This window comes from Microcoleus asticus IPMA8 (genome assembly GCF_013179805.1).
GTDB classification, from domain to species: Bacteria; Cyanobacteriota; Cyanobacteriia; order Cyanobacteriales; family Microcoleaceae; genus Microcoleus; species Microcoleus asticus.
In genome coordinates this window covers 40,386-62,457 of sequence record NZ_SRRZ01000026.1, presented here as the reverse complement: position 1 = coordinate 62,457, position 22,072 = coordinate 40,386, and the positions used below count along the sequence as shown (strand labels likewise).

The window sequence follows — 22,072 nt, the reverse complement described above, 5'->3', positions numbered from 1 at the left end:
CATTGATGCACTGTCCGATATGCCACGGGAATGTCACAACAGCTTGTCAACCACTGATGTACTTCTTTGTAGCTACTGAACCCTTCTACTTGGTTTAACTCTTGTGATAATTTCTCTACAATTTCTGAAGTCATTATTCTGGGCCGACCCGCACGAGGTTTCTGGCATAATAATTCTTCTATTCCCCCAGTCCGGTAGCTAGACAACCATCTTTGTATTGTGGTACGATGCTTACCTAATCGCACCGCAGCAGACAATACACTATCCACTGTTTTGGTTTTGAGCCAATACAGAATCAGCAGTTTTTCGTGGCGCACAGCATCTTTCTCTCGGCACAGCAAAGTTTTCAGTTCTGCTGCGGTTTCTCGAATTACAATCTTGACAACTCCTGACATTTTTTTGACCTCTATTTGGCTAGTCAATTGCAAAATGCACTTCTACTAACTGTAGCACTATTTTATGAAATTGGTATTATATCGCTCATAAACTGAACACAGCGATCGCTTTCCCAGGCCAGGCTGACATCTTATAGCAATCCTTGCAGGAGTCGTAAATTTTTTACCCCACCCCAACTCTCCCCCCTTAGCAAGGGGAGGGAGTAAGAAATTCACACCTGATGCGGCGAGGATTGCTATAGTAATCAGTTTATTCACTTTTGGGAAATAGTTATGACAACCGATCGCACCACACAATCTCGCTGGCTTTTCACCCTTTGGCAATTGACGATCGTTTCCCTCAGCCTGGTTCTGATTTTTGCTCTTGCTTATTGGAGTCTGGATGCACTGGATTTGGGAGGACTTCAGAAGCATAATGGGGAACGTGTTGCTGGATTTCTGCCCTTCTTGTATTTCAGTGTCGAAACATTTTTCCGAATTGGCTATGGCATTCAAACTCCACTAGGATTAGCTTGGGCAATCGTCACTTTAGAGGCAATGAGCCATTTCCTAATCGAAGTGGTCTTTATTTCTCACATGGCTACTCTAGGCTTGCACAGACTCATTTCGCTGAGCGATCGCACGCGCCTTGAAAACACCTTTAATCGTTTTTAGATTGCTATTTTTTTGCTAGCTCTGGATGATTTACAAAACCTTACAGGATGCTAATTCCTATTAATTGTGCGGGTTTTTAATATTTTTTTCAACAGTCTATTCTGAAGCGTTGCCGACCAGATCGCGGTTGCCGCTAAGGCAGGTAATGGAAGTTGTTGATGGGAGCATTTCATATTTGTAAAAATATTTCTTCTGGCTCCTTCCTTCTGCCTCCTGCCTCAAAACTCCAATTTCTAGCTTGGTTGCTTTCATTGAGATGCTCGCGTTGTCGATCCATATGTCAGGAGTAGGAGAGCGATCGCCCAAAGCCATCGACAACCAAAATTTTGAGCTGGTTTTGGACCTTCTGAGTGGCGGGACTAAATTCCTCGAAGGTAATCGTCCTTTCTTACCTTGAATTTAAGTAGCATCACAGACACGCCACGTCAGAATCTCCCAACGTTTAAGGACAGGTTCAGCAATCACGATCTCATTTTCTCTTGCCTCCATGACGATCAAATAATCTCCCTGGTTAAATCTGTCATTGTAAATTCTTGCTTGTTCTTCTGGCACCAACCATCCTTGAAGTGCGCCATATAGACCGCCAGCAGTTGCAGCAATCCCACTTCCAAAGAAAGTTGCTAAAATACTTTCCACCGCTACTGCCTGACCAATACCGGGAATTAGCAGGCTGCTGAGTCCAACAATTAAGGCTAGTGAACCTAGTCGTATGCTGCCTAAGATCGCGCCTACTTGTGCGCCTGCTGCTCTTGTGATTAAAATTTTCTGCACGCCCAGAGAGTCCAAAGCATCATTGTCAGAAGGTTTAGCAATCACTGAAATCTTGTGCATGGGGAAGCCCCTGCTTTTTAGCTCAACTAGCGCCTGCTCTGCGTTTCGATGATTAGTAAATAGGCCGCTAGCACGTTTGAGGTTTTGGTAATTCATGAGAAATATTCAATATTAAACGCTACAAAATTGGTAAATAGTGTGTAGAGCCGCTGTGAATGGCCCGATCACAAAAACTACTTAGTTCAGAGGTGCAAAACGCTTTAGCAAAGCTGACAAAGCAATCATTGGCAGTCCGAATCCGATACAAATTAAGCCTTGGATTGCGGTCAAAGCTTCTGTGTCGAATAACTGATTCATAATGCCCGATTGGCTAAACAGGAATTGGAGAATGAAAATAGCCCCAATGCCGATCGCTACCGCGTAGCCAACTGATTCATCTTTACCGCGTAGTTTGGCGACGATCGCCGGAACGAAGCGACTGATACTTAACAGGTAAAAAGCTTCGGCTGCAACCAATGCTTGAATTGCCATCGTCCGGGCTAGAGCTTCATTGCCTGTGGTTTGGACGATCCATTCAAACATCCCAAAGATCGCAATCCAGTTAAATACCGAAACTGTCAGAATCCGAGCCGTCAGCCTGCGAGACAGAAGCGGTTCATTGGCAGGTCGAGGCGGCTGTTGCATGACATCGGGAGAGGGCGGCTCAAATGCCAACGGTAAGCTCAACGCAACTGAACTGACCATATTCAGCCACAAAATTTGTACTGGCAAAATGGGTAGCGGGGTTGCCAGAAGTACGGCAATCAAGATGGTCATGGACTCTCCACCATTCACGGGCAGGATGAAAGCGATCGCCCGCAGCAGATTCTTATAAACCGTGCGTCCTTCCTCAACTGCTTTCTCGATCGAAGCAAAGTTGTCATCCGTCAGAATCATATCTGCGGCTTCTTTTGTGACTTCAGTGCCCGTGATGCCCATCGCTACCCCAATATCAGCTTGCTTCAAGGCGGGAGCATCGTTAACTCCATCTCCAGTCATTGCCACAATCTCGCCCTTAGACTGAAGTGCTTCGACAATGCGGAGCTTTTGTTCTGGCGCTACACGAGCAAACACGCAGCTTTGTTCGACAGCATTGGCTAATTCCTGCTGATTCATTTGAGCGAGTTCTTGACCGGTAAAAACGGGAGCATCTTGGGTTTGATTTAGTCCCATTTGGTGCGCGATCGCTGCTGCTGTTTTGGCATGGTCGCCGGTAATCATCTTGACCTGAATTCCCGCAGACCTACAGGCTTGAATCGCTTGAATCGCTTCGGGGCGAGGCGGGTCGATCATGCCTTGCAGCCCCAGAAAAGTTAACCCTTGCTCAATATCAGAATGCTCAATAGAAGATTGAGAAGCGGGTACAACTTTCTTGGCAAGTGCCAGAACTCGCAACCCTTTTTTCGCCATCCTCTCCACGGCTTGCTCGATCGGCGCTGGGTTGATGGCGATCGCCTCTCCCTCTTCATCAAGCATCTGGCGACACCGCTTGAGAATTGCCTCAATTGAACCCTTGACATAAATCAATCGTTCTGGACGATCGTCATGTAAGGTTGCCATGTATTGAAACTGAGATTCAAACGGCAGTGTATCGAGCCGGGAAAGCGCTTCCTCCAGTTGCTCAGTCATTAACCCTGCTTTTTGGGCTACCGCAACCAGCGCCCCTTCCGTTGGACTACCGATCGCAGTCCAGTTCCCGTCTTGCACGTCTAGATAAGAATCGTTGCACAACAATCCTGCTTGCAGGCATTCATATAAAGCAGGTGCGATCGCCAGGTCAACGGAGCGTCCATTTACAGAAATTTTCCCGTCTGGTGCATATCCTCCACCGCTAACCCGATATCGCTTTCCACCGGCCTCAATTTCCTGAACAGTCATTTGATTCTCAGTCAAGGTTCCGGTTTTGTCGGAACAAATCACGGTGGTGCTGCCCAGCGTCTCAATTGCCGGAAGTTTGCGAATAATGGCGTGCTGCTTTGCCATTTGGGAAACCCCGATCGCCAGTGTCACCGTTAAAATCGCGGGTAAGCCTTCAGGAATTGCGCTGACTGCAAGCGCTACAGATGCCTTGAACACCTCAACCCAAGAAAATCTCTGGGCAATGCCTGCGACAAATGTGAAGGCAGCCAAACCTAAAATGACATAGAGCAAGGTTTTGCTAAATTTGTCAATTTTGCGACTCAGTGGGGTTTCCAACGTGCTGCTTTGCTGCATCAGTTGGGAGATGTGTCCGGTCTCAGTCATGTCACCAATGCTGACGACCAGTCCGCGTCCCTGTCCAAACGTTACCAGGCTTCCGGTATACGCCATGTTCGTGCGCTCGGCCAGCGGAGTGTCTGCCTCTAGCGCCTGGGATTCCTTCTCAACCGGGACAGATTCTCCCGTTAACGCTGACTCATCGACTTGTAAGTCACGGACTTCGATCAGTCGCAGATCCGCAGACACTTTATCCCCAGAAGACAGCAAGACGAGATCGCCAGGAACCAGTTCGCTGGATGAAACCACTTGCTTTTGACCGTGGCGGAGAATCGTTGCCTCAGTTGCAACAGATTTTGCTAAAGCGGCGATCGCATTCTCTGCCTTTGACTCTTGAACGAAACCAATGGTGGCGTTCGTTAGAGCGACCCCCAAAATTACACCTGCATCAATCCACTCTTTCAGAAATGCTGTAACTATCCCAGCAGCTAACAAAATGTAGATTAGCGGCTGATTCAGTTGGTGAATAAATCGCAACCAGGCACTTTGCGGCTTCTGAGCCGTTAGTTGATTGGGCCCGAGGCGATCGCGCCGTTCCGCTGCCACATCGGAAGATAGGCCTATTTCCAGGTCACTCTCTAAAAGCCGAGCCACTTTCTCGACAGAGAGGTCATGCCAAGAGTGTTCTACTAATTTTTCTACATTCGTTGCAGTCATAACGCTTCTTGTCAAGCCAAGTGCTTGTCTGTTGTTTCGTCTTGTTTCTAGCGTCATTGATGAATGTGAGGGAAAAATGATCGACTGATTTCTGTTAGTCACATTTCGATCACATTTGCTCCGTCTACTTACGCAGAGAACCGATTGAGGTAGCTTGTGAACTTGCCAACCTTAGTTCACTGCATTTGATTTAGTGTTTCCTTTTAATAGGGTTATAAAAAGCATTACTTTTGATGGATGAACTATCGTACATTCACTTGTTAAGTTGAGATGATGAAAAAGTTCATGCTGAGGTTTCTCGGCAAAATTGCGTTTCAAAACCAACAAAACAGGCAAATAATATGCAATTATTGAAGCTCTTGGTGCAAGGAATCAGCGTCAGCACTGTTGCAATTTTGGGTTTAGGTGCTTGCACCCCCCCCAATAATTCACAGACAACTGTTCCATCTACTTCTGCTCCCACAATTGCCACTGAAAATACGACTGCTCCAACCGCTTCTGCGCCTGCAACCACGACCGCACAGACGGCTGAAAATCAAAACATTGACGATATTGCCGATCGCGTAGAAGATGCCTTAGACTCCGATACAACCCTCAAGCAATTCGATTTGGACGCAGACGATCGGGCTAATGCGATTGTGTTAACCGGGCGCGTTCAAACGGTCGAACAAAAAGCATTGGCAGAACAACTCGCTCGGCAAGTTGCAGCAAATGTTTCCATCACTAACGAAATCGTCACTCAGTAGTTCCTAACAGTGAAGTGGCAAGCGCCAAAGGCTCTTGCCACTTTAAAAAAATTGCGCGATCGCAGCCAGGAAACCTATGGATTTGGCAACCTTATTTGACTGGATGCGATCGCAATATTGAAACAATAAACTTATTCAACGATCTCGTAACGGACTAACTGGCGAACATTTTGACGCGATAACTGTAGTTCTTGAGCGATCGCTGTCTCTATCTGGGTTGCGTCAGTCATTGGCAATTCTAATTGCAATCGCTTCAAAATGGGTTCTGCTGTTTCTACCGCAACCAGGGTTGTTCCTTGTTTTCGGTTAATCACCGCGTTGATCAGCAATATATTGACAGACACCGTTGCTTTAAGCTGGGTATCTGCCTGAAGTTTATTCTTTGCAATCTCGGGTTGTTGTAATTCTTGAGCCATTAGGAAACTGGAACCAACCCAAAACGCGATCGCCACAAACGGTAGCGGCAACCAAAAGTCTGCGCCTGATGCTTTTAACCAACGTTTAGTAACCTGCCACATACTGCACCTATCTGTTTTAAACGCTTGGTCCGCGATCTATTTGCACTTTAGTGGAGCGATCGCTCTGCTGAAATCCTACTCAAGAGAGATGCGTAAATTGTTCGAGTTCGATATAAAAAGCAATCAGCGATGTGGGCTGAACAAAATTACAACGGTTCCAATCAGGGAAATTGTAACACCAAGCAAGTCCCACTTATCTGGCTTAACTCCTTCAATCAGCCATAACCAAACCAGAGATGCCAGAATGTAAATACCTCCATAAGCAGCATATACTCTTCCAGCGTTTGAAGCATTGACTTGAGTTAGAGAAAGCGCAAAACAGATTAAAGCTAAAATGCCTGGAAAAATCCACAAAATACTTTTTTCAAGTCTCACCCATGCCCAGAAAGCGTAACATCCAGAGATTTCTCCTAGAGCTGCAAGTATAAAAAAAGTAAGTGTTGGCATTTTTAGATTAATACTTAAAATAGGTAAACTTCATCAGCATATCAACAGCAATTCTCATTTTGAAACCCTTGCATAAATTGAGCTTTCAAGCCTAGATTGCTAACGAGGGAATAAGGGTTTCAGATACCGAAATTCCTCAAAATAGCGAGTTTGGATGGGAATCACTCTCATAATCTTGCATAATGAGACCTGCTGTCACCATACCTCTTATGTCAGATCAACTTATGTCAGATCGACCTGCACCAGAAATCGAACTGCTCCATGCGGCGTACGCAGCCTTCAACGCGCGAGACATTGACGCTGCCCTTGCCCTCATGACTGCGGACGTGGCTTGGCCGAAAGCGTTCAAAGGCGGTTTTGTCCGTGGACCTGAAGAAGTTCGCACTTACTGGACGGAGCAATGGAGCGAGATCGATCCGCACGTCGAGCCGGTTTCCTTTTACTCGGAGGAAGCTGGGCGCATTTTGGTCGATGTGCATCAGGTCGTGCGTGACTTGGCTGGAGCAGTTCTTGTCGATGAGCACGTGGGTCATCGATTCACCCTTGAGCACGGCTTGATTCAAGCCATGGAAGTCTGTCCGCTTCCATCGTCCACCCCAGAGTCCTAACCAGTTCAAACTTCTCTGCCATAACAGCAATTCTCATTATGAAAAATCAACTAACGCTTGCAGCACGTCGCGAAAGTACCCAATGATGCCGTCGAACTTGCGGGTGGGGGTCAACGTCTTCGACTCGGTGAGCTTTTGACTCTCTTACCGAAAATTTTGGGTTTAAAGCCCCGTCCTTCGCTCGACGGCTTTTTATTCTGGTTTATGTTAAGATAAAGACAGTAAATATCAAAAACAAATGAAAGCTAGATATCGCTACCGATGCTATCCGACACCCTCTCATAAATTGGCGTTAGCCAAGTTATTTGGGTGTGTCAGAGTAGTATGGAACGATAGTCTAGTTTTTTGCATTTCTGAATATATTGGAGGCAAAAAGAAACCGAAAAATGCCGAACTTCAAAAGCAATTCATCACTCAAGCTAAGAAGTTAGAGGAACGGGAATGGTTATCAGAAGTTTCAGCAGTTCCCCTGCAACAATCCTTAAACGATTTAGAGCAAGCATACCAAAACTTCTTCAATTCCTGTAAAGGGAAACGTCAGGGACAAAAAGTTAAACCCCCTCGTTTTAAAAAGCGGAAATCTCAACAATCCGCCCGATTCACTAAACTAGGATTTTCCATCAAAGGTGAGAAGGTTTATTTAGCGAAAGTTGGAAAGCTTAAGGTGGTTTGGACAAGAGAGTTGCCCTCAGAACCCAGTTCAGTCACAATCATCAAGGACAGTTCTGACCGATATTTCCTCAGTTTTGTCGTGGAAGTTCAACCCGAAGTCTTGCCATATTCTGATAGTTCAGTTGGTATCGATCTAGGAATTTCAACCTTTGCAACTCTGAGTAACGGACAAAAAATAAAAGCTCCCAAACCCCTAAAGGAAAGGATTAGGAAGCTGAAAAAGTTATCTAAATCTCTCTCTCGGAAAACCAAAGCATCTAAACGACATGAATTTTCTAGAAAGCGGTTAGCTAAACTTCACGCTAAACTAGCTGATACTCGCACAGATTTCCTGCACAAGTTATCAACTCAAATCATTCGTGAGAATCAAACGATTGTGTTAGAAGACTTAAATGTGTCAGGAATGGTTAGGAACCGCAAATTATCCCGTGCAATTTCTGATTTAGGTTGGAGAACATTTAGAACTTTCCTAGAAGCAAAATCAGAAAAATATGGCAGAGATTTTCGAGTCATTGATAGATGGGAACCGACTTCTAAAACCTGCTCTTGTTGTGGGTTTAAAATCGGGAAGTTAGATCTCTCAATTCGAGAATGGATTTGCCTCAACTGTGGCACGTCTCATGATAGGGATATTAACGCCGCAACTAACATTTTAGTCGCCGGAGGACTTTCGGAGACTTTAAACGGGCGTGGAGGAAGCATAAGACTATCCCAGGATAGCAGCACCCAAAGAAGCGTCAACCCACCAGAATTTAAGCAATTGTCAATTTTTGATTGGCTTGAATAGATGGAATCCCCGTGCGTTCACGCCGGGGTGGATGTCAACTAACCCCGTTCTCACTGCCCTGAACAGTCAAAAGTCATAATGAGAATTGCTGGCATATCAATATATCAATGTTTATAAGCCAAATTAAAGAAATATATGAGAATCCTACTTGTGGAGGACGACCCAAAGCAACTGATGCCGCTTCAAACAGTGCTGTCTCAGGCAGGACATAGCGTAGATGGGGTAAAAGATGGAGAGACGGCGCAGTGGCTGTTATCAGAAAAAGATTATGATTTGTTGATTCTGGACTGGATGTTGCCACATATCAGTGGGGTAAATCTCTGTCGTCAGTATCGAGCCGCAGGGAAAACAGCTCCGGTTTTGATGATCACGGCAAGAGACACCACGCCTGAAAAAGTGACAGGGTTAGACGCAGGCGCAGATGATTACCTGGTGAAACCGATCGATTTGGTTGAATTCATGGCACGAGTGCGGGCATTAAGACGGCGATCGCCCCTTTGGCAAGGAGATACGCTCAGCCTTGAGGATCTGCACCTCCACCTCGATACTCTTACCGTTGAGCGACAAGGTGCAACCGTTACCCTCTCCTGTCGCGAGTTTCAGTTGTTAGAGTATTTTATGCGTCATCCCCGGCAAGTTTTGACTCGGAATCAGATTGAACAAGGCGTGTGGGAATGGGGGACTGAACCAGAGAGCAATGCGATCGCAGTTCTAGTTCGCAAACTCCGCCAACGCTTGCAGGCTGTAGGATCGGCAGACTGGATTGATAGCATTTACGGTATGGGTTATCGCCTGACTTCCCCTGAAAAGTAACGATCGTAAAAGCAAACTGTGTTCAATCAAAGTCGTCGCAATCTGGCTCGTTGGTTCACCCTCTCAATGGGAAGCATTCTCGTGCTGTTTGCGGGGGTGATTTACCAGATTGAGGTACAAGATAAACTAGAAGCCGTTGACCTACTGCTCTATGACAAGAGTAGAGTCATGGCTGCCAGCGTGCATTATGAAGTTCGCAAAAACCAGAGCCAGGTCGATCTGAGCCATGTCCCCCTGTTAGGCAGTGGGTCTCATCCCCTTGCAGAAGATCTGATGTATGTACGCTGGTATAACGCACAAAGGCGGTTAGTTCGTTTTTTTGGGACTCCTTCATCAGAGCAGTTAAATACGCGCTTTGGTTATGTCACAGTTCGATCGACCGATCCACTTTTGGGAACAGGAATCTGGCTGCGTCAGGTGACATTGCCCGTTGAAGGTAGAACTGGGGTACTCGGTTATCTTCAGGTTGCAACTCCCCTGACAGAAACTCAAAACGGGCTCACTCAGCTTCAGATTGTGCTAACTCTCGCTGTCCCGATCGCACTGGGCTTAATTGCCCTCACAGGTTGGTTTCTCAGCGGGCTGGCCATGCAACCGATTCGGCAAGCCTATCAACAGCTTCAGCGCTTTACAGCCGATGCCTCTCACGAGTTGCGATCGCCCCTCTCTGCCATTCTCACTAATGCCCAGCTTGGGTTGCTCATCGCGGCTGATGATTCGCGTTACCATCCTCCCTTAGAAAATATTGTAGATAGCGCAAAATCAATGGGAGCCCTGGTGAATAATTTACTGCTGTTGGCTCGTCATCAAGGGCGACTTACGCCGGAATCGCTCAAGTTAATCAATCTCAACGAGTTGCTGAGCAATTTAGCAACCCAGTTTGTCGCACTTGCAGAACCCCAAAATATCAAACTGACCTGCGAATCACCGGCACAACGGATTGAATTATTGGCCGACCCCGAGCTGCTGCGGCAAGTAGTCGAAAACTTGCTTTACAATGCCTGTAAATATACTCCAGTGGGCGGAACTGTAAAAATACGCCTAGTTCTTCATTCCAATTTGGCAGTCATTCAGATAATCGATACGGGCATCGGTATTTCAGAAGCGGACTTACCCTATATTTTCGATCGCTTCTATCGGGTGGACACTGAGCGATCGCTCGATAGTGGTGGATTTGGACTAGGGTTAGCGATCGTCCAACAGATTGTCCAGGCTCATGGTGGAAAAATTCATGTGACGAGTGAAGTGGGCAAAGGCTCAACGTTTCAGATTGAACTGCCGCTCAAACCTTATCACTAAGCCGCCTCAAACGAGAGAGAAGGTGTACTCTGCTTTAGAGGTAACTGCAATGTATGTGGTGTATTTGGATGAATGCCGATGAAGCTGAAACATGATTTCTGGGTTGGTTGGGCGATCGCCGCGAGCGTCATTACCTCTTGTTCTGACCAAACTACCTCACAAAGGCAACAACCTGATATAAAACGTGAAACCTCACTGAGATCGGTCACGTTAGATAAAACAAAAGTTGTGATGGGACAAACCGTATATGTCCCTATTTACTCGCATATTTATCACTACAATAGCCAGGATGATGTGATGGAGTTGTCAGCCACGCTCAGTATTCGCAATACGGATCTGACAAATTCGATTATTATCACTTCTGTGCGTTACTACGATACCGATGGGAAATTGATTAGGCAGGATATTAAGAGTCCTGTAGAACTCAAGCCGCTTGCTTCCGCAAACTTTTTCATTGCAGCAAATGATACAAGTGGAGGCTCAGGTGCCAACTTTATTGTGGAGTGGGTTGCAGAAAAAACGGTTTATGAGCCTGTCATTGAAGCTGTCATGATCAGTACCTCTTTTTCTCAGGGCATTTCATTTGTTAGTCCCGCTAAAGTTCTCAAGCAACACAGGATACAGAAGTGATTTTAGAGGATTAAATTATTGCTCTAGAAGGTAGTTTGCGACTAGCCTAGAAGGGATTGACGGATTGCTTTCAAAATATTTAATTTGAACTAAAACGTCCAAATGTTCTGATGTTTATCGTCTAGTTGGTGTTCCTGTGCGGTGTAGTCGCACAGGAACGCTTGTGACAATGGCTTTAGTCCTGACCAACTTTATTGCTACATTCTCACTGCAAAAGAGGCTGCTAATTCTCGTTCTGGTTGCATACCAACTGTAGGCGGCATGGAACGATTGGCTACTTGCTCGATCAGTTGTAAATGTTGCGGCAGCATTTTAGCTAAACTATATCGTTCTAATGCCGTTTGACGGGCTTTGACGCGAATTTCTGCCATGCGGGTAGGATGGTCTAAAACTTCATCAATGCGATCGGCTACTTGTTTCGGCGAGAAGTAATCGACTAGCAAACCGTTTTCTCCGTCGCGGATAACTTCTCTCACCGGCCCGGTGTCGGAACCGATTACTAAACATCCTGTGGATAGAGATTCAATCATTGACCAAGATAGTACAAAAGGTCTGGTCAAATAAACGTGTACGTCTGATGCTTGAATTACTTTTAAATACAGTCCGTAAGGTAGGGGCCCGACAAAGTGAACTCGCGACAAATCTAGCGGCACTTTTTTGAGCATATGGTCTTTGTAAGACTCGCCGTTGGGTAAAGAACGCCCGTAACAAACTCTTTCTGAACCTACAATTACAACGTGACAGTTGGGGCGGCGTTCTTGCAAATAGGCGATCGACTCAATAAACTCTGGAAAGCCGCGGTAAGGTTCCATTCCGCGCGATACGTAGGTGACAATTTCATCAACGCCGGACAAGTCTAAGTTAGGCAAAACCAGTTTAGCACCGGGGTCGGGTTTGAAGTAATCGGTATCTACGCCGTCGTGGAGTACGGACAATTTTTTTTGTAATTCGGGCGGAAATTGCGATCGCTGCCAATAAGTGGGCGACAAACCCCAATCGCAAGAGTATAAATCAATCAGAATCGGCGCATTTTTAATTCTAATTCGAGCCATGTCGTCAACTGTTAAAGGTTCCGCTGGGTCAAAATCTGCGTCGGAACCAATCGCATGATAAAACCACTCGAAATAACACAAAAGAGGCGTATTTGGAAAGGCTTCTTTGACAAACAATGTCGGCCCCCAACCGGAATGTCCGCAGATAATATCGGGTACAAAACCATCGGCTTTGAGTTGTTCTGCCATCCTAAATACAGCTTGTCCGTAGATGACGGCACTTTCTAAAGGGCGGACGTATTGGTGAGTCTGCGGGTGGGGTTCGCGGCTGGGGGTAAATGCTGCTTTGCGAACGCCGGGAATGTTCCACTCTGGGCGCTCGTTTTTAGTGCCGAAAACAATTTGATTTTTCGGATCTGCGCCTAAAGCCGTGATAATGTGGCGGTATTGGGCGGGGAAGTTGGGATGGAGAAATAATGCTTTCATTGTCAGTTGTCTGTTGACTGTTGACTGTTGACTGTTGACTGTTGTTAGTTGAAATAAAATATTTTGATGCGGCTAAAAAGCTTTGGTTTTATTCATTGGGGGTTGGTGCTTTGCAGATCCAGACGCAATCTCGCGGTACGGAAGATGTATTTTTCAGGATGATTTGATAGTTTAAATGGTTGAGAAATTTTTCCATAATTGTATCAGTCATAACTGAAAATGCTGTGCCGTCTCTGTGCCCTAGCAAGTTTTTGTCCCACTCGCCGGCGAATTTTTGCCACCCTAATTCGCTAAAAATATTTGTGTGGTGAAACACGCAAATTCGATCGCCCCGCAGCAGTTTGGGAATTCGAGTCAGGTAGTTGAATATATCTACCGGCTCTACGTGTACCATTGTATCGTAACAAAAGCAGACATCGGCTGAACCTGGAGCGATGCCGTCTAATGTTAAACCGTCGAGTTTGACGTAAGAAACGCGATCGTCTCCCAAGCGCGATCGGGCAGCTTGCAGCATTTGACTGGAAATGTCGGCACAAATTAGTCGATCGCAATATTTCAGCAGCAGCGAACCTGTTTTTCCGCCGCCGATACCAATTTCTAAAACCCTATGTTCTTTTTTGATGTACGGTGCAATAAATTGCTGTTCTATCAGCGCCTCGTATTCGGCTAAGGAATTAGCGGCACCGGCAGCTTTACCTATCCATTCGTCGCCAATATGGGCAAGTTCGGCATTAGTTTTTTGCCACTGTTGGGCGTAACTGTCCCATGCCCTTTCATAATCTACTCTTGGGCGATCGGTCATTTTTTCATCGTTCATTTTTGATTATTTTATAGTATTGATGGCTCAATTTTCAATATGTTCCGCAAGTCTGGGCAAATTATATCAAATCCTGCCCAAAGTCTACGAGTTGATTTACTGCGCTTGGCTGGGCGGGACGCTGACATTGTAAGATGACTAATGACTGCTGAAATATGCTTCGCAGAAAATATCTGCATAAGCTTGAGTCATTTCCTCAAAAGTATTAAGTGAATCCAAGACGTATTTAGCGTTTTCAGCTAACTGCTGCCGCAATGATTTATCATCCAATAAACTAATCAAAGCTGCAACTAATTCGTCCGGGCGATCGGGTGTATAAAACAAACCATTAATTCCAGGCCGCACTTGTTCTTTAATCCCAAAAACCGGCGATGTAATAATTGGTAAATCGCAGGCCATCGCCTCCAAAATCACTCTCGGAAAACTTTCGACGCGAGAAGTGCAAACAAAAATATCAGCAGCTTTGTAATATTTTCCCGTCTCCCCAGTTTCCGGGACTACTGTCACCCTTTGCCGCAACTCTTGCGGCAATTCCCCCACCAACTCGGCTAATTTATTGCTGTAAATACTCGGGCGATCGCCCACAATAAAACACCTAATTTTATTGTGCCATTTGTCAGGTAAAAGTGAAAGTGCCTTAACTAAATCCTGCTGTCCTTTGCGTTCGCATACCGTTCCCAGCAGCAAAATTACCACATCTGCTGCTGCAACACCTAAACTTTTTCTAGCCAATTCAGAATTCTCCGAATTTTCCAGTTTGCTCAAATCTAAGCCGTTGTGAATTACGGTAAAATTGTGGTGGCTGTTGAGAGGCAAATACCTATCTCGCGTTGCATCTGCCACAAAAATCACCTTGTAAGGAAAGCGAAAACACTCTAAAGCTCTCGCCGCAATCTCCGAACCAAACCTGTTAAAATAAGTTTGCCAAGGTTCGCTTTCGTGCACGTTCCACACCGCCGGAATTCCGATTAACCGCGCCGCATCAACTACAAAAAAGTTTTCTAAAGTATTGGCATAAATTGCATCTACTTTTAAAATTGCAATTTCTGTGCTAAAACTGCGGATGGCTTCATCATAAGCATCGCGCTGGTAGATATGTTCGAGAGGATTGTCGCGCACAATTACTTCAATTCCCTGCTGTTCGTAAGCTTGACGCAGCGGCCCTTCTGTTGTGCAAAGTACGATCGGCTCAATCACACCTTCAGCCGCCAATTTCACCGCGATTTCGTACTGATGCAGCGGCGCACCCGTGAAATCCAGCGAATTGCTGCACATCAAAACTCTGATAGGATTTACAAAATTATTTACTGATATTAAAGAACCAAAATTACCAAAATTTAGTTCTTCATTCTCCCCTGAATCCGTTACAGAATCCGTGACAGAACTTCCTTGTTCCTTCATAAAAAACCGTCGGGGTTGAATATGAAAATACTCATCTTCTAAAGACAAGTGAGGACTGTAAAAACTGTCATTTTTCCCCGCATACTTGCGTCTAAAAGCCGCCACTTCTTGAGGATTGTCGGTAAAACCCCTAGAAGTTCCTTCTTTGTGCAACAACTCGGCATCGGGACAATATACGCACCGATAACCCAGTTCTAACAGTCGGTATCCGTAATCTGCATCATTGTAAGCAACAGCAAAATTCTCCTCATCAAAACCGCCCAATTCTAAGAACAATTGACGCGGAGTAATCGTGCAAGCCGCTGTTACCGCAGAATAATTTCGCGTTACCATCGCTTGAGAAAGATAGCCTCGATTTTCGCTGTTCATCAGCTTAAAAGCGTGACCAGCCAAACCGTGATGCAGCCCGTGAATTATGCCCGCGTGCTGAATTCGGCCGTCGGGATATAAAAGCCTCGCGCCGACTGCACCCACAGCGGGAATTTGAGCGTATCCCACCATTTGACTCAGCCAGCGCGGGTTAATTACTTCTGTATCGTTGTTCAAAAACAACACATATTCGCTGTCAACTTGTTCGGCAGCGCGGTTGTTAATTGCTGCAAAACTAAACTTATCCCCAGGATTTTTTATCCGCAAAACTTGGCAATTTAATTGCTTTAAATATTCCAGAGTCTTCTGGTCGTCGCTTTCGTTGTCGATGATGGCAACTTGATAATTTTTGTAGGTTGTAGTTTCCAGAGAATCTAAACAGGCTTTCAGCAATTTAAGCTGATTTTTAGTAGGAATAATCACCGTTACTGACGGGCCATTATCCGGGAAATCCTGGGCAAATATTCCCAAATTTTCTTTAATTGCCCATGCGTGCTGAGCGACATTGCCCTTAATTTTTCGGCGGTTTAGTGCGTCTTGAATGGCTTTTTGACCGGCGGCAAAACTGGCGGGTTTCGCGGCCCCAGATATGGCTGTAGAACCGGGTGCTGTTCGCCAGTGATACAGCACTAGCGGCAGGTGCGCGACGTGGCGACAAATTTCGGTTGCTCTCAAGGCAAAATCGTAATCTTGCGAGCCTTCCAAACCTATCCGCAAACCGCCTATTTGTTCAAAAATGTGTCTTTTCACGGCGCACAAATGACCGAGATACATATAGGAAAGCAGCAGTTCCGGCGACCATTCTGGTTTGAATTGCGGGGCGAACCTGCGACCTTTGGTGTCGATTTTGTCGTCGTCTGAGTAGAGAAAATCGGTGGCTGGATGCGCTGCAAAATATAGGGCGACTTCGCCTAATGCGTCGGGAGTTAGTTCGTCGTCGTTGTCTAAAAACAGGATGATGTCGCCTGTTGCCAGGGCGGCGGCGCTGTTAGTTGCTGCGCTGATGTTGCCGTTTTCTGTGCGAAATGTGATGCGGATGCGATCGTCCTTTTGGGCCCAGTTTTTCAAATTTTCAGCAACAGTGAATTCGGTGCTGCAATCGTCGGCAATGCAGAGTTCCCAGTTTGGATAAACTTGATTGAGAACGCTAGCGATCGCACTTTCGAGAAAATCTATCTGCGGATTGTAAACTGGCATCACCACCGAGATTTTTGGCAGCGGTTCCCGGCAGGATTTTAACCGAGAAATCAAGTAATCGCGGGCGCGATCGTTCCACTGATTCACCTCCAGCCATGCGTCGTACCTATCAATAGGTTTAGGCACCACAAAACCCGCAGGCGGCAGCAAATCTCCTGGGGAAATTAACTGTTTTTGCTGTCGGTAAATCTTCCCGAACTGGCGAATCACCCTGACAATTTCCCAAGGCATCGGCACAATTCTGCCGAGACGCTGTTTTCTCTCCCTCGCCCGCTGCCGGATTGCCTCTATCAAATTCGACAACTCCTCAAATTTATCCGCACTTCGCTGCCAGATATGGTAGCGCCGCACGGTCAATTTTTTTGGCGCTTGAAAATACAAAATTTCCCCGCTTTCTAACTCAGCTTGCAGAGAAACGTGCCATTCACCAGCAGGCAAATCTACAAGGGCCTCAAAGCCACTTTCCGAACTGTTAACCCAGTCGGGAAACACTTCGCCGACATCTTTTCGCCGCAAACCGTAGGCGCACTCTACAGAAGTATCGCCGCACAAAAGGCTTAATTTAGCAATTTTGCGATCGTGGTGACAGCACCAACCTGCAAACAAAATTTGACCCTGACGCTGTTCCCAGACCACTGGTACATCTAACGATGCTTGAATCGTTGAAACTAACAGCGGATAAGCTGCCAAAAGATGCCATTTACCTCGCTCGTCTTGCGCTTCCAGCAGCACTTCGTGCCGTCCGGCAGGCGCTTGCAATTCAATTATAAAACCAGATTTATTCGCGGTCGGAATATTACAATGTGCTAGGGCTATATCGCTTCTTTCTATGCCGTAAACGCCCGCGAAACTCTTGTCTTCAACTCGGGCGCGGACTGCTGTAATCTCTCTTTTTTTGTGAAAAACCCAGCCCGCAATTAGCAGATTGGAATCGCAAACTTGCCACGTAGTGGGTTGATCTAACGAAAAAATAAATTTAGGGAACAAGTCGCGGATTCTGTGCTGAACTTCCGACCATTTTTCTCTCGCTTTCCACCATCTAGAAGACTTAATTTTAGCAATTTCTGCTCGGAAGTTTTCATTCTCTTGGCGGGATTGTTCTAAATTTTCCTGAGTGTCCTTTAATTTTTCCTGAGTTTGACTTTGTGCTGTTTCTAACTGAAGTAACTCAGCTAACTTTTGCTGCAATATAAATTCAGTCTCTTCAAATTGTACCTGAGTTTGCCCTAATTCTGCTTCTAATTCTAATACTTTGGCTAAAGCTTCTTGAAATTGCGATTCTTTGCCTGCAAACTGTACCTGAGTTTGTCCTAATTCTGTTTCTAATCCGAGCAGTTTTGCTAAAGCTTCTTGAAATTGCGATTCTTTGCCTGCAAGCTGTACCTGAGTTTGCCCTAATTCAGCTTCTAATTGTAAGATTTTTGTTAAAGCTTCTTGAAATTGCGATTCTTTGCCTGCAAGCTGTACTTGAGTTTGTCCTAATTCTGTTTCTAATCCGAGCAGTTTCGCTAAAGCTTCTTGAAAATTTGATTCTTTGCCGGCAAGCTGTACTTGAGTTGCTCCTAATTCTGTCTCTAATCCCAACACTTTCGCCTGGGCTTGGTGAAATTGTTCTTGCCACTGTTTGACTTCGGAATTGCTGTTTTTTTGCTGTTTTTCCAGCAAGCGGATTTTCAACCAATCTTCAAATGGCCAGACTGGAGATGCTGGGAAATGAATAACTCGATCGATCGCGAATTTCGATTCGCTGCTGAGATTGCCAGCTTGGGTTTCCAAAAGTTCATATAGTTCTAAGGCTTCGGGAAAATATTTTTCTATTAAACTCGGTCTGTGACTTTTGACAATATCGTTGACTAATAAAGATTCTTCAAAATTGTCGCCCGGTATCGCACCTAAGTTAACATTAAATTTTTCGTTGATTCGCTCGATGAAAAGTTCGGGAGTATTGCCGATAGGGTAAACGTTTGCTAGCAGACAGCGATCGGGAAAACGTTCGTAAAGTTCTAAAACTTTTTGATTGTAGTGAACCCACATTTTTACTGCCATTTCGGGATTTTGCAGCAAGCTGACATCGGTTCCCCGGCGGTAAAGGGAATCCACTACTTCCCAGGGCGATCGATAAACACAGATAAAATTAGCTTCTGGGAGCAAAGTCAGCCAAAAATCCAAAAAAAGAGTTGTTCGCGGGTCTTTCCAACCCCAATGTTTGTGAGTTTGTTGATTTTGGTCGATCGCGCGTTTGGCGATTTCCACGTATTCTGCTGCTACCGGAATCGTTTTTTCAAACGTACAGCCGAGTTCATCAATATCGTGCGATCGCAAAACACTTTTGTGAAACTCCACAAAATCAACATTCTCGAAATGACCTTTCACATTTCCGTCGGCCGGGCCCACTAACTTTTTGCCAATATCAACCCCGACTTCCTGAAACAAAGAAGCTGTTAAAGACGTACCGGAACGGTGCATTCCGGTAACAATAAAAACCGACGGTTTGGTGTCATTTGTACTCACAATTTCTCTCCCTCGCCCTAATTCCCACACCAATTTTACTCGATCGCTAGTCTCCCGCTAAGCCGAGCGACCGCCTGACTTGAAACCAGGCGGTTCTCACCTTCCAGAACTTGCTCGTTTCCATTGCCAAAACTCGATTGTGCGATCGCTCTAGTTCTTTTTTGACATTAATTAGCTGATTTTGAGTTTGTTCCAACTGCATTTGGACAGATATTAACTGATTTTGAGTTTGCTCCAACTGCGTGTGAGCTGAAATTAATTGACTTTGAGTTTCTTGCAAATGCGTTTGAGATTCTTCCAACTTCGTTTGAGTAATCATTAACTTACTTTGACTTTGCTCCCATTCTATTTGAGCCGAAGCTAACTGAGTCTCCATTAGTTGGATTTTAGTCTGAGTAGACCCCAAAAGAGACTGCGATTGCCTTTGGCTCAGCAGCGATTTCACAGTGCAAGTTTCCATAATCCACTCCGCACCGTAGTTATTGATTGCTTTAACTATTAACACATCCTGTGGCGTCACAGTGTTTTTCGGTAAATAACAGCGCCAACCAGACTGCAAAGCAGCATCTGTTTTAAAATATCCAGCCACATCCGACCTGTTGTAAAAAGGCTCGCATCTCTCTACTAATTCGCCGTTTACCAGCACTTGCACCTCCTCAATGCGGCCCTCCTCGTTCACATCGGCAGCCCACCCTTCCAGATACAAATTATCCTTATTAGTTAAAGCAGCAACATCAACATATCCTTCCGGGTGGTGACTGAATTTCAAACTAGAAAATTCTCTGTTCAGTTGATTTGTAACAACATACAAATCCTGAAACCTGCATATGCCTTTTTCAATTCGATGCACAAATGCTTTGCCACCACTAACGTTATCGACAATTTCTCTAACAAACTTTTCCGTTACATAAGTTGTGCCGTATTCTTCCTTATCTAAAGATTGACTTTCGCTATCGGCGCTAAACAGAATTCCTTTTGCCGGCATTTCTATGTGAGATTCCAGCAGACTCTCATCGTGAACACTGAACATCAAAATCCCGTCTTGAGTCAACAAATCGTACAAATTTTGCAGCCAACTCGTAAAAGTTCTTTCCGGCATATGGCTGAAAAAAGAATTAGCCAGAATGCAGTCAAACTTTCGGTCAATTAAATAATTTTCTGGTTTTCCCGTCGAGACAATACCGCTGACGCCAAAGTATTCAGTTTGAAACTTGACCGCGTTAGCATAAATATCAGAAACCCAAATTTTTTCCGGCGGCATTTCCTGAATCAAAAACCGGGTAAATCGACCGTAACCGCAGGCAAAATCTAGAAAAGACGGTACATTTTCAAAACTCCCAAAATGCCAATCCACAACTTGTTTAACGGTATCCAGGATGCGACGCCCGATCGCATAATAGCGCACGAAAGCCCGATCGCGATCGTCTTTGACATTGCTCAAGCTGAACAAATACATTTCATCGTCTTCGCAGATATTCTGTTTAAAATCTTCGGGAAACTTAGCTTTATCTCGAATAAATGCTTTGATTACGGGATTTTCTACTAAATCTAAATTGATATTGCTCATGGTTTTCACAGAATTTTAGATTACCTCGGTTGACGGCTCTTTCACCAGAGATTCAGGATTAACAACAGTTAAACACGGTTCGATCAGCAAGTCAACGATGCCGTTACCGCACGACTCTGTACAAGACTGAACTCTAAACATCGCCACATCAACGCAGCGATCCAGATAAGTTAAATCTCCATCTACCGTTCCCACAACCCCAGCATTCAGAAAATAAACCCCGGGATTCAGCAAACATTTAAACTGAAACTTCACTACAATTGTCGTTCCCGCTTCCACATACCGAACTGACTGAGTAGAACCCTTCAAAGAAGCACCCGCCAACTCAAAACCGCTAATCGTTTTAATCAACATTCCAAACCTAACTTTGGAAGTTGACCGCGAGAAAGTGACAGAGTAAGTGTAAATATAATCTTGACGACCGATCAAGTGATTTACCACATTTCCCTTTAGCGTCTCGATGCGGGGGTTGATAATTTCCGCTCCGCGAGACGGATACCTCACCGTATTCGACGGTATCATCCCCGGATCGTAAAATTCATCATAATATTCCTTGGGTTTGGAGAGATGTTGCTCGGGTTTAACTTCTTTTTTTGTGCTTTCTAAATTAGCATCCTGAAGTTTCTCTTGACTTTCCTGTTTTGTTAGTTGGTTCAGGGTCCGAATATCTGACTTCAACCCCAGAACCTTATCCGGATCGGCATAAATCAGCTTTTGATACTTAGAAATTACCACCTTCGGAGTGTGAGCGAGCAGCAATTCACCGCTATCCATTAAAATCGCCGACGTACAAAGTTGCACCACAGAAGTAGCAGCATGAGAAACAAATAAAATCGTTCCGCCACCTTCTTGAATGCTTTGCAAGCGGGCAAAACACTTTCGTTGAAAAGCTTCGTCGCCCACCGAAAGCGCCTCATCAACCACCAAAATATCCGGTTCGACGCTAGTCGCAACGGCAAAAGCTAGCCTGACAAACATACCGCTCGAATAAGTTTTGACTGGCTGTTCGATGAAATCCCCAATATCAGCAAAGGCAGCTATATCGTCAAACTTTGCTTCAGTTTCTTGTTTATTGAATCCGAGTAATTGAGCGTTAAAAAACACATTTTGCCGTCCGGTAAATTCCGGGTTAAACCCGCTTCCGAGTTCCAACAAAGCGGAGACTCGCCCTTTAACATCCACGCTTCCTGCGGTAGGCGTCAGCGTCCCCACAATTATTTGCAGGAGAGTGCTTTTTCCGGAACCGTTGCGACCGACGATTCCCAAAGTTTGTCCTTGAGGAATTTCCAGATTGATATCGTGCAGCGCCCAAAATTCGTCAGCGAGTTTTTTGCTGGGGTAAATAATTTCCTTTAAGCGGTCTCCTGGACGATCGTACCGCTTAAAGCATTTGGAAACATTTTTTAGTGAAATTACATTTTCTGTCATTGGCGGCAGTCA

Annotated in this window: 18 protein-coding genes; 7 read left to right on the top strand and 11 right to left on the bottom strand. The window is 45.3% G+C overall.

Annotated features, from left to right (window positions below; translation table 11 throughout):
- The coding region (locus E5S67_RS09640) for a helix-turn-helix domain-containing protein (protein WP_172186819.1) at positions 1-395 on the bottom strand (395 nt) is incomplete at its 3' end.
- A gap of 273 nt (positions 396-668) precedes the next feature.
- On the opposite strand from E5S67_RS09640, the gene E5S67_RS09635 reads away from it, so the two are divergent.
- Positions 669-1,049, top strand: a complete 381-nt coding sequence (locus E5S67_RS09635) for an ion channel (RefSeq protein ID WP_172186818.1) — start codon at positions 669-671, stop codon at positions 1,047-1,049.
- Between the two features lie 96 nt (positions 1,050-1,145).
- Here the strand turns inward: E5S67_RS09635 and E5S67_RS09630 are convergent, their stop codons facing one another.
- The 3 genes from E5S67_RS09630 to E5S67_RS09620 form a co-directional block, all read right to left on the bottom strand.
- A complete protein-coding gene (locus E5S67_RS09630; RefSeq protein ID WP_172186817.1) occupies positions 1,146-1,301 on the bottom strand; it encodes a hypothetical protein in 156 nt (51 codons plus the stop codon).
- 147 nt (positions 1,302-1,448) lie between these two features.
- Complete coding sequence (locus tag E5S67_RS09625) at positions 1,449-1,976, bottom strand: hypothetical protein (RefSeq protein WP_172186816.1); 528 nt, start codon at positions 1,974-1,976, stop codon at positions 1,449-1,451.
- 81 nt (positions 1,977-2,057) lie between these two features.
- Positions 2,058-4,772 (bottom strand): cation-translocating P-type ATPase, encoded by a 2,715-nt coding sequence (locus E5S67_RS09620; protein ID WP_172186815.1) that lies wholly within the window; start codon positions 4,770-4,772, stop codon positions 2,058-2,060.
- 341 nt (positions 4,773-5,113) lie between these two features.
- Here E5S67_RS09620 and E5S67_RS09615 point away from each other — a divergent pair, with 341 nt between their 5' ends.
- Positions 5,114-5,518 (top strand): BON domain-containing protein, encoded by a 405-nt coding sequence (locus tag E5S67_RS09615; protein ID WP_172186814.1) that lies wholly within the window; start codon positions 5,114-5,116, stop codon positions 5,516-5,518.
- Between the two features lie 131 nt (positions 5,519-5,649).
- On the opposite strand, the gene E5S67_RS09610 is transcribed toward E5S67_RS09615, so the two are convergent.
- Together E5S67_RS09610 and E5S67_RS09605 are read right to left on the bottom strand one after the other, a co-directional pair.
- Positions 5,650-6,036: a hypothetical protein gene (locus tag E5S67_RS09610; protein WP_172186813.1), complete on the bottom strand. Its 387-nt coding sequence runs from the start codon at positions 6,034-6,036 to the stop codon at positions 5,650-5,652.
- 123 nt (positions 6,037-6,159) lie between these two features.
- Positions 6,160-6,483: a YnfA family protein gene (locus tag E5S67_RS09605; protein WP_172186812.1), complete on the bottom strand. Its 324-nt coding sequence runs from the start codon at positions 6,481-6,483 to the stop codon at positions 6,160-6,162.
- 224 nt (positions 6,484-6,707) lie between these two features.
- Between E5S67_RS09605 and E5S67_RS09600 the strand changes: the two genes are divergently transcribed.
- The 5 genes from E5S67_RS09600 (at position 6,708) to E5S67_RS09580 (ending at position 11,292) form a co-directional block, all read left to right on the top strand.
- Positions 6,708-7,091, top strand: a complete 384-nt coding sequence (locus tag E5S67_RS09600; protein WP_172186811.1) for a nuclear transport factor 2 family protein — start codon at positions 6,708-6,710, stop codon at positions 7,089-7,091.
- Positions 7,092-7,329: 238 nt separating this feature from the next.
- A complete protein-coding gene (locus E5S67_RS09595; RefSeq protein ID WP_172186810.1) occupies positions 7,330-8,550 on the top strand; it encodes an RNA-guided endonuclease InsQ/TnpB family protein in 1,221 nt (406 codons plus the stop codon).
- A gap of 135 nt (positions 8,551-8,685) precedes the next feature.
- A complete protein-coding gene (gene rppA / locus E5S67_RS09590) occupies positions 8,686-9,363 on the top strand; it encodes a two-component system response regulator RppA (protein WP_172186809.1) in 678 nt (225 codons plus the stop codon).
- An 18-nt stretch (positions 9,364-9,381) separates the two neighbouring features.
- Positions 9,382-10,662: an ATP-binding protein gene (locus tag E5S67_RS09585; protein ID WP_172186808.1), complete on the top strand. Its 1,281-nt coding sequence runs from the start codon at positions 9,382-9,384 to the stop codon at positions 10,660-10,662.
- Positions 10,663-10,740: 78 nt separating this feature from the next.
- Complete coding sequence (locus tag E5S67_RS09580) at positions 10,741-11,292, top strand: DUF3124 domain-containing protein (protein WP_172186807.1); 552 nt, start codon at positions 10,741-10,743, stop codon at positions 11,290-11,292.
- 197 nt (positions 11,293-11,489) lie between these two features.
- Here E5S67_RS09580 and E5S67_RS09575 read toward each other — a convergent pair whose 3' ends face one another.
- The 5 genes from E5S67_RS09575 to E5S67_RS09555 form a co-directional block, all read right to left on the bottom strand.
- Positions 11,490-12,770: a glycosyltransferase family 4 protein gene (locus E5S67_RS09575; protein WP_172186806.1), complete on the bottom strand. Its 1,281-nt coding sequence runs from the start codon at positions 12,768-12,770 to the stop codon at positions 11,490-11,492.
- 88 nt (positions 12,771-12,858) lie between these two features.
- Entirely contained in the window at positions 12,859-13,587 is a 729-nt protein-coding gene (locus E5S67_RS09570) for a class I SAM-dependent methyltransferase (protein WP_172186805.1), read from the bottom strand.
- A gap of 138 nt (positions 13,588-13,725) precedes the next feature.
- Positions 13,726-19,065 carry a glycosyltransferase gene (locus tag E5S67_RS09565; protein ID WP_172186804.1) on the bottom strand — a complete coding sequence of 1,780 codons (5,340 nt, stop codon included), beginning with the start codon at positions 19,063-19,065 and terminating at the stop codon, positions 13,726-13,728.
- Between the two features lie 46 nt (positions 19,066-19,111).
- Positions 19,112-20,632 carry a methyltransferase gene (locus E5S67_RS09560; protein WP_172186803.1) on the bottom strand — a complete coding sequence of 507 codons (1,521 nt, stop codon included), beginning with the start codon at positions 20,630-20,632 and terminating at the stop codon, positions 19,112-19,114.
- Positions 20,633-20,647: 15 nt separating this feature from the next.
- Complete coding sequence (locus E5S67_RS09555) at positions 20,648-22,060, bottom strand: ABC transporter ATP-binding protein (RefSeq protein ID WP_172186802.1); 1,413 nt, start codon at positions 22,058-22,060, stop codon at positions 20,648-20,650.
- Between the last annotated feature and the right edge of the window lie 12 nt (positions 22,061-22,072).

Excerpts from the sequence above, each read along its gene's own strand:
- E5S67_RS09615 (WP_172186814.1), top strand. The coding sequence starts at position 5,114 with ATGCAATTATTGAAGCTCTTGGTGCAAGGAATCAGCGTCAGCACTGTT.
- E5S67_RS09580 (WP_172186807.1), top strand. The coding sequence starts at position 10,741 with ATGAAGCTGAAACATGATTTCTGGGTTGGTTGGGCGATCGCCGCGAGC.
- E5S67_RS09555 (WP_172186802.1), bottom strand. The coding sequence starts at position 22,060 with ATGACAGAAAATGTAATTTCACTAAAAAATGTTTCCAAATGCTTTAAG.
- E5S67_RS09560 (WP_172186803.1), bottom strand. The coding sequence starts at position 20,632 with ATGAGCAATATCAATTTAGATTTAGTAGAAAATCCCGTAATCAAAGCA.
- E5S67_RS09630 (WP_172186817.1), bottom strand. The coding sequence starts at position 1,301 with ATGAAAGCAACCAAGCTAGAAATTGGAGTTTTGAGGCAGGAGGCAGAA.
- E5S67_RS09620 (WP_172186815.1), bottom strand. The coding sequence starts at position 4,772 with ATGACTGCAACGAATGTAGAAAAATTAGTAGAACACTCTTGGCATGAC.
- E5S67_RS09610 (WP_172186813.1), bottom strand. The coding sequence starts at position 6,036 with ATGTGGCAGGTTACTAAACGTTGGTTAAAAGCATCAGGCGCAGACTTT.
- E5S67_RS09575 (WP_172186806.1), bottom strand. The coding sequence starts at position 12,770 with ATGAAAGCATTATTTCTCCATCCCAACTTCCCCGCCCAATACCGCCAC.
- E5S67_RS09635 (WP_172186818.1), top strand. The coding sequence starts at position 669 with ATGACAACCGATCGCACCACACAATCTCGCTGGCTTTTCACCCTTTGG.
- E5S67_RS09595 (WP_172186810.1), top strand. The coding sequence starts at position 7,330 with ATGAAAGCTAGATATCGCTACCGATGCTATCCGACACCCTCTCATAAA.
- E5S67_RS09570 (WP_172186805.1), bottom strand. The coding sequence starts at position 13,587 with ATGAACGATGAAAAAATGACCGATCGCCCAAGAGTAGATTATGAAAGG.
- E5S67_RS09605 (WP_172186812.1), bottom strand. The coding sequence starts at position 6,483 with ATGCCAACACTTACTTTTTTTATACTTGCAGCTCTAGGAGAAATCTCT.
- E5S67_RS09600 (WP_172186811.1), top strand. The coding sequence starts at position 6,708 with ATGTCAGATCGACCTGCACCAGAAATCGAACTGCTCCATGCGGCGTAC.
- E5S67_RS09625 (WP_172186816.1), bottom strand. The coding sequence starts at position 1,976 with ATGAATTACCAAAACCTCAAACGTGCTAGCGGCCTATTTACTAATCAT.
- rppA (WP_172186809.1), top strand. The coding sequence starts at position 8,686 with ATGAGAATCCTACTTGTGGAGGACGACCCAAAGCAACTGATGCCGCTT.